Annotated in this window: 9 protein-coding genes; 7 read left to right on the forward strand and 2 right to left on the reverse strand. The window is 62.3% G+C overall.

Translation table 11 applies throughout. The features are described 5' to 3' along the window. The coding region (locus FJY88_08390) for a hypothetical protein (protein ID MBM3287351.1) at window positions 1–1,361 on the reverse strand (1,361 nt) is incomplete at its 3' end. 1,003 nt (window positions 1,362–2,364) lie between these two features. On the opposite strand from FJY88_08390, the gene FJY88_08395 reads away from it, so the two are divergent. From FJY88_08395 to FJY88_08415, 5 genes are all read left to right on the forward strand, one after another. Next, on the forward strand, window positions 2,365–2,922 hold the full coding sequence (locus FJY88_08395) for a hypothetical protein (GenBank protein MBM3287352.1): 558 nt from the start codon (window positions 2,365–2,367) through the stop codon (window positions 2,920–2,922). A gap of 85 nt (window positions 2,923–3,007) precedes the next feature. Further along, window positions 3,008–3,232, forward strand: a complete 225-nt coding sequence (locus FJY88_08400; GenBank protein MBM3287353.1) for a hypothetical protein — start codon at window positions 3,008–3,010, stop codon at window positions 3,230–3,232. 662 nt (window positions 3,233–3,894) lie between these two features. Beyond that, window positions 3,895–4,608 (forward strand): hypothetical protein, encoded by a 714-nt coding sequence (locus FJY88_08405; GenBank protein MBM3287354.1) that lies wholly within the window; start codon window positions 3,895–3,897, stop codon window positions 4,606–4,608. Between the two features lie 8 nt (window positions 4,609–4,616). Then, window positions 4,617–5,363 (forward strand): hypothetical protein, encoded by a 747-nt coding sequence (locus tag FJY88_08410; protein MBM3287355.1) that lies wholly within the window; start codon window positions 4,617–4,619, stop codon window positions 5,361–5,363. Window positions 5,364–5,940: 577 nt separating this feature from the next. Then, complete coding sequence (locus FJY88_08415; protein ID MBM3287356.1) at window positions 5,941–6,618, forward strand: hypothetical protein; 678 nt, start codon at window positions 5,941–5,943, stop codon at window positions 6,616–6,618. 474 nt (window positions 6,619–7,092) lie between these two features. Here FJY88_08415 and FJY88_08420 read toward each other — a convergent pair whose 3' ends face one another. After that, window positions 7,093–7,845, reverse strand: a complete 753-nt coding sequence (locus FJY88_08420; GenBank protein ID MBM3287357.1) for a hypothetical protein — start codon at window positions 7,843–7,845, stop codon at window positions 7,093–7,095. A gap of 563 nt (window positions 7,846–8,408) precedes the next feature. Between FJY88_08420 and FJY88_08425 the strand changes: the two genes are divergently transcribed. Continuing rightward, window positions 8,409–10,211 (forward strand): M3 family oligoendopeptidase, encoded by a 1,803-nt coding sequence (locus tag FJY88_08425; GenBank protein ID MBM3287358.1) that lies wholly within the window; start codon window positions 8,409–8,411, stop codon window positions 10,209–10,211. Continuing rightward, on the forward strand, window positions 10,085–11,587 hold a 1,503-nt coding region (locus FJY88_08430; protein ID MBM3287359.1), incomplete at its 3' end, for a redoxin domain-containing protein. The genes FJY88_08425 and FJY88_08430, both read left to right, overlap by 127 nt.

Consider the following 11,587-nt stretch of genomic DNA (forward strand, 5'->3'; position numbering starts at 1 on the left):
AGAAGCCGTTGGCCGCGCTGGTCCGTCAGATCCAACCGCATATGCCGGTCCGAGGCGACGACGCTCCTCAGGCATCGACCCTGGATGTCTATGATCTCCACTAGGAGCCCCGCCTCCGGAAGCGAGATCTCGACCCAACTCGTCGCGATGGAAGGATAGACGCGGAAGGAGTCCCGCGCGCTCTCGCCATCGTCGACTCCCGCACCCTGGCAGAAGATGTTCGGCCAGACGGCGATGTTAGGATCTGTCTCGTAACCGGCGCTTACAGAAATCGCATCCAACCTCACGCTGTTGATCACGGTGCCGAAGCCAATCCCCGTCGCCCCGTGCAAATCCTGGACAAAGGCGAAAGTCCCATCCCCAAGTCCACGGTAGATACGGGTCTTGTCGTGGTTCGGCCCCACGTAGGCCCGCGAAAGCGCCAGGTCAAGCACCGCATCCCCGTTGAGATCTAACAAGAACGGAGCTCTGCTTGGGAATTGTGATGGCAACGGAGTGAGCGTGCCCGTGCCTGACTCATACGTGAGGATCTGAACTGCGTTCGTCGAAGAACGGCGCACAGCCAGTTCATCACCTCCGACACCATCAACATCCCCAGTCGACGGATGGTCAAAGGAATCGGCCGCGACGGGAGCTTTGTAAGTCCGGAGATTCCCAAACTGACGGTTCCCGAGATAGGGCCGCCATCGCACGATCGCCCCACCACCCGACAGGCCGCTGAGAGTGCCGACTACAAATAGATCCCTCAGACCGTCCCCCTCGAAATCGGCAACACCGATCCCGTAGATCCGCTGATATTGATCGCCGTCCTCCATGAATATGACCGGCAATCCACACTCATCTGGATTCTCAAGGCCACTCTCGCCGTTGAAGCACACGCCTGCGCAGCAGCCAGGCGCCTCCTCCATGAGTAGGTCATCTCGGCCATCTCCGTCCACGTCGCCGGCCCCGAGGGTTTCCACGACCCACCAGCTCATGCCGCTGTTCGTGAAGACCCCCGTTCCATCGTTTGCCCAAAGGTCAGCGTAGCCCCCGCCCAACGCAATGGCAACAACGTCCAAGTCGCCGTCCGCGTCACCATCGATGAGCGTGAAGAAAGAAAGAAGTCCACCCTCGGCTGCGAAACTGCTCCTCAGATGCATCCGTCCGTCCGGAGAGGCCACGAAGGCTAGATACAGGTTCCCCCGCGGCGTGATCATGTCCGTGAGACCGTCTCCGTTGAGGTCCCCGGTTCGGACGATCGAGAGGTCCCGGTCCTCCAGCGTCGGGATCGGATATCCGAACCACTCCTCACAATATCCCGTTATCGGGCCCAGCAGCCCGAGGAGCGGCATCACCAGAAGCACCAGGCGGGCGTTCATACACACCTCCCTATCCACGATCGTCAGTGAACTGCGGGACCTTCAAGAGAGCATCGGGAGAGTCCGTTTGAGATGCTGCGCCGCGAGATTGCGAGAGGATCCCCTTGGCGGCCCGCTGCGGACATGGCGCCTGAATCCGGGCTTCGTGCAGAACACCGCATCTGCGATGCACATACGGCCTCCGACCCGGGGAACTCTCACCGTCAGAGGTGTCGTGATCGAATCCGCAACAGTCTCCGGGGACCTCTAGGCACGGAACAGTATAGTTGGGCGTCTGCAGGCTGTCTAGTTCTTCCTCGCCGCGTTCTTCCTCGCCGCGTGCCGTGAAGAGCTTCCTCCGTCGCCATCCCCGGTTGCGTACCGAGCACCTCCCGGCTTACGCGCCGGAGCTCAAGCCGGTCGAGGCGGTCTGGAGCCACGCGAAACTCAATCCCCTGGCGAACTACGCTCCGCCCGACGCCGACGACCTGGCCGATGTCGCCCACCGTCATGTCTCCCGACTCCGCCATCAGCCCCGCTTGCTCCATTCCTTCATTCGCCAGACCGGCCTTTCTTTGTGACCTGTGTAGGGCATTACTTCTGCGGGAATCAATAACTCCGCACGGAGAAGCACACCGAGCTCGCCGGCCTGCGCCAGTAGGTCAGCGCACCCGAGGAGTCCCCGGCCCGCATGGAGGCTGAGGCTCGGGCCGATCAAGCGGATGCTGGAGCGTGGCGTCGACTGGCCTTGACTGCTTTCATAACAATCAATAGGCTGAACGCATATAGTTCTTGTGTTTGGTTCATCCACATGCGAAAACGCTTGGCGTGGCCTATCGGCCCACCTCCGGTCGCGGTTCCAGGTGACTTGGGGAGCATCTCGTCATGTATGAACACCTTCTCGCCGAATAGGGGAGGGCCCTTGGGCATCGAGCAATCCGCAACAGGCAGGTTTCCTGATCATTGAAAACTCAATGGAGCTGTCGAAGTCGCCGGATTCATGAGCCGAGAACATGGAGGAATCATGAGCGCGCTGCTTGTCTTTCTGTTCGTGGTGGTCATCGCCGCGCCAGCGCTCGCCGGAGATTGCGGCGATAAGCCTCTCTGCTATGAGACGAAGGACTTCGCGTTCCGCGTACTCATCGAGAAGCAGTTCAAGGCCATAGATGCAGACATGGCGAGAGTCAGGGACAGAGCGGATCCGTGGTTCGGGTCCGTCATCGACTACATGCTCGAACATCCGGAGGAGCGGCTCTACAGGGCGGCGCTCGTTCCGCTGCCCGACGCGCACGGAGTGACCATCACTTGGAATGCCGGGTTGGATCTCGAATCCGGCGAGACGGTCTGGGCAACCCAGTGGCTCGTTCCCTCGGACCATCTCTCGCCCGTCGGCCGGTCTGCCCCGAACTCCGTGTTTCTCTCAACGGCACTCCTCAAGCCGATACCGGACGGAAGAGAGTGCTACAACCTCATTCTCTGCTTTCCTGGGCGAACTGCGACTGGGAAGACATGGAGAAAAAAGGACGTCGTTGGCCTGGCGATCGAAAACCCGTCCAGCCCGCGAGTGTCCGCGGCTCAGTGACATCGGGGTGCAGCAGCACAGCCGCGGCAAACAGGCGGTCAACAGCCGCCAAAGGCAGCCGTAAGGCTACAGGGAGGAGAATCCCATGAGAGGGCTTTGCACGGTCATCATCTTCTCGGTCGCGTTGCTTGTCTTTCCCCTCGTCCCGAACGTCGAGATGAAACAGACTCCCGGCGGCACGACTGTCGAGATCTCGCCCGGCGGTCAGGCGATGGGCTGGAACCTCATTGCCGAGCTGTGCGGCATGGGCTGGGACGATATGTGTGATCTGTATTTCCACGGTGTCAGCGAGGGTTGGTGGGAGCTTTAGACGACGCCCCACCAGGCGAACACCCCGCGTACTCCGCGATTGTTCCACGTGGGCGGCAGAGAGGGCGATGTGAGGTCCGAGAGCGACCTCCGAACGTCAGCGAGGGACATGATTGCCGCGCGATGCCGATGCCCTCCTGCTCATCCGATGCCCGAGAAGAGACCCCAGAAGAGGGAGGACCCGGGTTGGAGTTGCAGTCCTAAGATCACTACCCGTGGTAGCGAACTTGATGGCTATAGCGACATCCGGATGAGCGACGTCGCCGGATGTCGCTTCCCCCGTATCATTCACGTCGCCTGCCGGTTCGGCGAGCGATGGCATCGGCCGATTCTCCCGCCGGTCAAGCGGTTGCGGATTCCTGCGAAGATCCGCGGAGCGGCAGGCTTCCTGCTCTCCTCAGATCGCGCAGGGGTTGGTTCGATCGGGGTCCGTCGGCTGCGATCGATCACGGGGAGGCAAGATCGATCTCCCTGGGGGTGTCGGCGAACATGCTGGCGCACGGGAGCTCGGCACAGACCACCGGACAACCGAGGGGGAGGGAAGGTGCGAGGCATCGGAGCTCCGCGCGTTTCCAGCATTGCCCGTGACATCGCAGCCGTGTCGCTCTCCACTCCGGGGTGGGAACCATCTTTCTATTTGAGAAGCCGGAAGGGAGTTGAGAAATGAAAGCAGCACTTGTCTTCTGCGCGCTTCTCACGACCCTCGTAGGAGTTGCGCAGGCAGATCTGCCAGATACCACGCTCGTTCCGCTGCGTGGTACGCTGTTCGTTTACGGCAACGGGCCCTTTGACGGCAGGGAGGTGTCCTTTGTCGTCACGGGCCTGAGATTGGTCGTAAGGACGTCAACTAGAGACTTCAATCTGCAGGTGTTTCCCGATCCTGACGCCACACCGCCCCCGGTTTCTCAAGAAATCCGAGAGAAGTTCGACTTCGGGGAAGAAATAGTCAGGCTCATTAGGGAAACCGATCCCACAAGTTTGGCTGAGCAGCTTGCCAGGCTCTGCACGGAGACTGGCCTCGCGGACAGCATCGTTGCGACAAGAGACAAGGATACGTATATCATTTACTGGCACGGGGAGAGCTTCGAAGTCCTCACTGTCGGGCCCGCAGGTCCTGACGAGGGACGTGCGACAAGAAAGTCAATCCGTCGCGGGAACATCGTCATGGCGAAGGTCTTTGTACGGTTGCTCAACGACGATGCGCTCGTGTTCTTTGTCACTGCAGAACGTCCTCTCCTTCCCCCGGAGATGCGCATCTATAGAGACTCGCGCAGCAAGACCTCTGCCCTGTTAGACGTCATCGACATCCTGCAAGGCCAAAGAGATCATCTCCGCATCTTGAATGGCAAAGTCGTCGACGAGCTCGGCGGGAAGTGAGGCGCGCCATGAAAGCCTGGTGGTTCATCCTCGGCTGTCTGACGCTTCTGGCGCCAGCAGCTGTTTCCGCTTGCGACTTCCCGACGTTGATCGATGTCCCTAGCGGGAACTACTTCGTCTACGAACGGACCGACGGAACGGTGATCTGGTGGACCGATGCTGATCTGTTGGTCGACTGGAAGGATGGCGGCCCGATCCTGATCGAGGGCGAGCCGTATCCGCAACCGCCGAGGTCTGTGATCGTGACCGAAGAACTAGCGCGCGTCTTCACCGAGGTTCCGGCGGTTCAACGAGCCGTCCAACGGGGCGACCCTTTGATTGCAGCGGTCGGTTCATACCTGGGAGAACGCGACGCCATCAGCCGTGAAGCCTACCGAACCTGGCTGACTGTCTGGCCGACGGCCGAGGCGCGTACTGCCGCAGAACAGACTGCTCTGATCTACCGGAACGCGCCGATCATCGATTCGGTCCGGGTTGACTCAGTGACACCTGAGTATGTCAAACTGATCGTGTTCTGGACCGGCGCCGACCCGGAGCCTGCTTGCTTCTATGTCGACGCCAAGCGTCCGCCGGACGATCAGACTGACCGCCGGACATTAACGCACGACGCCGCCTGTCAACTGGTCCTCTCGCTTCAGTCCTTCCTTGGGAAGACCGGCGACCACGCAAAGGTCTACCTTTTGACCGAGGGCGGGCGACAGAAGCTGGCCGGACCGTCGGCCGACAACTACGTCAGCCGACTCAGGGGCAGGTAGACGTCCTGCGCGCGGCACTAGGTCTCTGCCTGCTCCTGGCCTTAGCCGGGCCGGCCTTCGGATCGCCGAGCGCAACGTTCCCAACCTGGCCACAGCGGGAGCGATTCATCTCGGCTCGATCAACCAGTTGGGCGACGAACAGCAGAACGGGCAGCATCGACGAGTTCCCGCTTGAGCCGGGGCGGTGGACGTTCAAGGTCTACACGCCTCCGGATCCGATACCAGGCCGGCCCGCCGAGTCCATTTACAGCCGGGCGCCAAGTCCCTACCGGATCCGAGTCACGATCTACCGGCCGGTAGCCGACGTCCCGGCCAGCAACGCCACGGACCAACTTCAGCTCGCCGTCAGCTCCCAGACCGGCTTGGTTTCTGGCAGCGGACTCGAACAGTCCGGAACGCGCGCCCTCTACGACCCGGCCGGCCGTCAAAGCTGGAACCGCCCGGTTCCGGCACAGCAGGAATGGTGGTCCGAACGGATCAACGGCGTCGCCAGGGGTGTATACTTCGCCCGTTTGATGGCTGGTCCTCAGACCGCCGCCATCCGGAAAACGGCCGGCGTCCGATGAAGGAGGCAGTGATGAATACAAGGTCGTTTCTCTGGATCGCCATCAGCCTCCTGCTGATGGCCAGCTCGGCCCAGGGATGCAACAACAAGGTCCAGCCGCCGACACCTGACGGAGCTGTGATGGGCATTGTCACGGCAATCGAGAAGACGGAAACCAACGGGTTGGGGTGGACGGTCTATTCCGTACAGGTCGTGCAGGATTCGAGCTACACCGGCGTGCTTACCCCCGCCGCACGCGGCGAGACCATCCATCTGCGCACCCCCGGCGTGGACGGCTGGGCGGAGGTGACGTATCCGGGCTGGACCGCCACGACGGTGTCCATGTCGCGGGACGAGACCATCCGTACCCAGTACATAATCTCCAGCAACGGCAGCCGCATCCCGACGGTGAAGTACACCGTGTGGAAAAAGGGGTTGGAGTGGCAGAGGCAGTCGTCAGCCATTGCTGCGACCAACTTCGAGTCGTGGCTGATGGACTCTCGAAACATCCCAGCTTTCGGTGATTCCCTTCAACTGTATGCCAGTACCTGGGTGCCGGAGGTGTTCGCGGATCCGATCCCGAACTCTGACAAGCACCCGCAGCTCAACTGGCTGACCGCCTATGGCAGCCTCATGATCTCGCCGGGAAACCGCATCGGAACCCTGCGTGAGGTCAAGCAGAAAGAGGCCGTTTCCATGGAGAGGAGGTGACTTACATCGGATTACCCTAGTGGGCCGCGGCATGAGCCAGCCCACCAACACCGAAGCTCGTCATCATGGCAGCGTTCATCGTCATCATCGGGCTCACCATCGGATGCGAGGGACCCTCGGAACCGACCGAGACGGTGGCGACAACTGCCCGCCCCCGACGGACCCGAGCAGAAGGTCGGGCCGCCTCAGATGCTCAGTCTGGTCATGCCTCCGCATAGACCCTTGCGCGCTCAAGGGACTGCTGCGCCTTCGCAGAGTCGGCGTGCGTCTCTTGCAGCGCATTCTCAAGGACTGCACCGTCTTGAAGAACTTAGGGCGGTCCGAGAAGGCATTGGAGACAAAGGTCTCAAGTCCCGGAGGGCCGTTCGTTGCCGTAGAGACTATGTAGATGTCTGGAGGTTCTGCGTGGAGTATGAGAAGTGGGATCGCGGCGAGCGCTGCGACAAGGAGGGGATCCCCCCGGTTACTGGTACCTTACCTTGTTCTGGCAAGATTGACCTGAGTGTAGTTTCCGAACCTGAGCTCAATCCGGATTGGTCCTCCTTTCTCTAGGAGGGAGAGGTTCTTCACAAACAGGGCGAAGTCTTCTCTTGTCATGGCTACCTGGGCGCTCGGGATCGCCACGGTTTCATTCAGTTCAACCCAGTACTCGTCTTCCGTGCCTTCCCAGCTAATCCAAAGGACTTGCTGGCGAGAAGAGCTTTCGACAGTCGAGTCGAGCCGGACATCTCGCACCAGCCGACTTTTGAGTAGTAGGTTCATGGAGTGCATTGCAGCCTCTGGTGGAGTCAAGTCTTTGATGTTGGCTGCATAGAGGTCTTGAGCTTCCTTGGCAAGTGATTGTTTCATGCTACTCCACGTCAGACAGGCTTGGTTCCAGACAGTCTCAGCATCGCCAGGATGGGTGCTCACGTAGTCGTTGATGTAAGGCACATTCCCGTACAACTTCTGAAGCGAGTCCACAGGATACGTTGTCGGCGGGGATGCCGGATGGGGCTTGTACACGTTACCATTGATGGAAGTGATGCCGTGCCGCCATTCCAGCAGGACCTTGGCGCCGCCAGAATAGACCCTTTCAGGAGACAGCCACGTCTGGTAGACGAGCTCGTTGCCGTTTCCGATCATGATTGCAGCAGACAGGTTCTGAGTTGAAGTGTTCGTTGCGCAGCCTGGCACCGTCAAGATGCTCAAGAGGCACAGATCGAGGATGAACATCCGGGCATTCATGGGTTCCTCCAGTCCGGCGCTTGCTTCATCGTCGGCTTCTTTGCTTGTCTGTACGCTTGACGTTGATGTTCGACAGCATCCAGTTGCCAGTACTCACATATCTTCTTTAGCAGGGTACAACTCTCCGTCCTCCAGTACAAGGAGTTGGACCTTGTCCGCTGATGTGTTGATGAGGTGGAACCATCAAGGAACTCACCGCAATACCGACACTTGATCGCCTCATCCTGAATCTCCTCTGCGGCAGCCAGAGGGAAGGGATGGCCTTGAGAGGAACCGACCAGGGATGGCCGGCCGCTTCCCAGACCGAAGCAAGCACGTCGATCACCGAGCGACTGTTTGTAGAACTGCGCGGCATCCAGGTTGGTGGGGACGATCTGCGGGCCGCGGGCCGTTGAGCAGCCCGATGGCGCACTTCCGGTTGTAGCCGCAGACTCGGCAGAACTCGTCAGGATCTTGCCCTTCTGACCCGGCCTGCTACGCCGGTAACGGTCCCAGACGGCGCGATGCGATCCGATGACCCATCCGCCCCCCTGTGCTAGGATCCTCCGCGGACAGGAGGACCCATGAACGAAGCTATCGCGACTGGCGTGGATGCAGTCCGCTGGGATCTGACCCATCTCTACTCCGGCCCCGAGGATCCGAACATCGCCGGCGACGAGGCGACGGTCGATCGGCTGGTCGAGGACTTTCAGTCCTACAGAGGGAGCCTCTCGCAGCCGACCGTCGGGGCGGCGCACGTCGAGAAGGTCCTCAAGGAGTACGAGAAGATCCAGTTCCAGGCCGACCGGCTCGTCGTCTTCGCCGCCCTCGCCGCCGCGGCGAATCAGGAGGACGAGAAGCTCGCCGCGCTGAACGCGCGGATGCGCGAGCGGCAGAGCCGCTGGAGCGCGCGCCTGGTCTTCGCCGAACTCGAGCTGCGCAGGCTCCCGGTGGATGTCCTGGCGAAGCTCTCGGACAACCCGGCGCTCAAGCGCTACCGGCATTACCTGCGCTACCAGATGTCCCTCGCCCCGCACACGCTCTCCGAGGCGGAGGAGCAGATCATCCTGAAGAAGAACATCGGGGGGCGCGACGCGCAGGTCCGCTTCCGCGAGGAGTACGCCGCGCGGCTCAACTTCGGGAGTCTCTTCATAGACGGCGTCGAGAAGCCGATGACCTTCGCCTCTCTGATCGCCCTGCAGGAAGGGGAGGACCCCGAGCTGCGCTTCAAGGCCAGACAGCGGATCAACGAAACGTTCCACGCGCAGATCCGGATCTTCGGCTTCCTCTATGGGAACGTCGTCAAGGATCACGGGGTCGAGCAGGAGATCCGCTCCTACGCGGAGCCGATCGATGTCGAGAACGTTCCGAACGAGATCCCGAGCCAGGTCGTTCGCAACCTGCTGGACGCGGCCCGCAGGAACCTCCCGGTCCTGCACGGCTACTACCAGTACAAGGCCGGCAAGCTGGGGGTCCCGCGCCTGCGGACCTGCGACCTGATGGCCCCCTATCCCGGGATCGCTCCCGTCGCGATCCCCTGGTCGGACTCGAGGGATCTCGTCCAGCAGGCGTTCGCGCGCCTCGATCCGTCCTTCGGCGAGGAAGTGGGGCGCTTCTTCGAAGAGGGACGGCTCGACGCCGCCCCCCGCCGGGGGAAGCGAGGAGGGGCCTTCTGCGCCCCCGTCCCCGGGCACAAGCCGCACATCCTGATGAGCTACGTCGACACGATGAGCTCGCTCGTGACGCTCGCCCACGAGCTGGGGCACGGCGTTCACTTCGTCCTGAGCGGCTCGGCGCAGACCTATCTCCAGGCCTACAGCATGAGCAAGGTGATCGCCGAGACGGCCTCCGAGTTCGGCGAGTGCCTCCTGCGGGACCAGATCATCGAGACCTCCAGCGACGCCAACCTGCGCAAGCAGCTCCTGGTCAAGGAAGCCGAGAGGTTCATCGGCGTCGTCCACAGGCAGCTTCTCTTCACCGAGTTCGAGATCGCCGTCCATGAGAAGGCGGCGCGCGAGCCGCTGACGGCCGAGGGGCTCTGCGAGCTGTGGGAGAAGATGGCGCGGCTCCACTATGGTCCCCATGTCGAGCCGATCGAGAACGACCGGGTCGGATGGGCCGCCGTGGGGCACTTCGTCTTCAATCCCTTCTATTGTTACAGCTACGCGCTGAGCCAGGTCGTCGTCCTGGCTCTTTACCGGAAGTGGAAGCGGGAAGGACGGAAGTTCCTTCCCCACTATCTCGATCTCCTGCGCGGCGGATGGAGCGGGACGCCGCAGGATCTGCTGGCGCAGGCCGGGATCGATCTCCTGGATCCCGGGGTCCTCGACGAAGCCTTCCGCGAGTTCGAGGATCGGATCCGCGCGGCCCAGGAGGCGATCGGGTAGGGGCGGAAGTGACCAGGAAGATCCGCAGTCCAATCTGGTGGGCGACGTGGGCGGTCGCGATCGGGCTCTTGCTATGCGTCCCGCCGCACGCATCGGCCCTCGCCCCCGGCGATCCGGCGCCCGCGTTCCGCCTGCCCAGCATCATCGAGGGGGAGGCGGAAGTCGGTTCGGAGATCTTCGCCGAGGCGCCCGTGACCGTCCTGATCATCTGGGATCGCGGGTGTTCGCATTGCCGAAGCGTGGCGCTTCAATCGACGGTCCTATCGGATTCCCTTCTGCCGATGGGCGGACAGGTATTCGGGATCCTGCTCGGGCCCGACGACCCGCAGATCCTGCGCGATCTCTTGTGGGACAAGGAGATCGTGACGCCGCATCTGTGGGACTACGCGCGCAAGAGCGCCTCCGCGTATGAGCTTGGATTCCGGCATATCGGCATCTTCGTCATCGATCGCGGGGGAACGATCCGGGCGGCGTTCGACGACAAGGTCCCGGATCTGATCAGCCCCGTCATGCCGGTCGCGCGCGTGGTGGTTCGCGCGGAGGCGCCGGAGGGGGACAAGCCGCGGCCAGTCGATCGAGGGGCAGCCGAAGAGGATAGGACGCAGCCGGCCGAGCAAGGCGCATCGCAAGAGGCCGGAAGCCTGCGGCCCGTGCGCATGGCCGCGCGGCCCGAGGCGGGGAACTTCGCGAGCCCTTCGGGATGGCCCGCGCTGCGCGTCGATGGACGCATGCGACTCATCTCGACCGAGGGAGCGCGTCCCTTCGACACCGGCCTCTATGGCGAGGAGCTTCAGAACGGCGCGCTGCTCCTGCACCGGTGGGATCTCAGGCTGGCCTGGAACCTCGCGAGGGGGATCACCTTCGAGCCCTGGCTCCGCGTCAGCAACGAGGACGAAGCGTATCTCACCGAGGGGGCCGAGCAGTTGAGCAGCCGCCACGGGACGGCGACGTTGAGGATGCAGTCGGGCGCTTTCTCGGCAGCGCTCGGCGCCTATGCGCTTCGCGTCTCTCCCTTCGCGCTTCAGCGATGGGACGCGGAGGATGCGCCGCCGATAGGGGGCGGGGCGAGCGGATGCGGCTGCGGTCCCGGGTCCGGCGGAGTCAGCTACCGGAGCCAGGAGATCCTCGGCCCCGATTACACCTTCGAGGGGGCGAGCGCGTCGTGGACGCATCGTTACGCGCGCGTGCGCGGCTTCATCGCCATTCCGCGGTGGGAGCAGGCGGCCGTCCAAGAGGGGGATGCCTACCAATCGCGCGAGCCGAGGTTCCGGAGGATCCTGCACGGGGGAGTGATCGACTTCGGCAAGGCCGGGACGGAAGAGCGCGCCTACGGGCTCGCGTCGCCGGTCGGGCTCCGCCTCGGATTCGTCGGCGCG

This window comes from Candidatus Eisenbacteria bacterium (assembly GCA_016867495.1).
Classification (GTDB): Bacteria; Eisenbacteria; RBG-16-71-46; order CAIMUX01; family VGJL01; genus VGJL01.

Excerpts from the sequence above, each read along its gene's own strand:
- FJY88_08425 (MBM3287358.1), top strand. The coding sequence starts at position 8,409 with ATGAACGAAGCTATCGCGACTGGCGTGGATGCAGTCCGCTGGGATCTG.
- FJY88_08410 (MBM3287355.1), top strand. The coding sequence starts at position 4,617 with ATGAAAGCCTGGTGGTTCATCCTCGGCTGTCTGACGCTTCTGGCGCCA.
- FJY88_08405 (MBM3287354.1), top strand. The coding sequence starts at position 3,895 with ATGAAAGCAGCACTTGTCTTCTGCGCGCTTCTCACGACCCTCGTAGGA.
- FJY88_08395 (MBM3287352.1), top strand. The coding sequence starts at position 2,365 with ATGAGCGCGCTGCTTGTCTTTCTGTTCGTGGTGGTCATCGCCGCGCCA.
- FJY88_08415 (MBM3287356.1), top strand. The coding sequence starts at position 5,941 with ATGAATACAAGGTCGTTTCTCTGGATCGCCATCAGCCTCCTGCTGATG.
- FJY88_08400 (MBM3287353.1), top strand. The coding sequence starts at position 3,008 with ATGAGAGGGCTTTGCACGGTCATCATCTTCTCGGTCGCGTTGCTTGTC.
- FJY88_08420 (MBM3287357.1), bottom strand. The coding sequence starts at position 7,845 with ATGAATGCCCGGATGTTCATCCTCGATCTGTGCCTCTTGAGCATCTTG.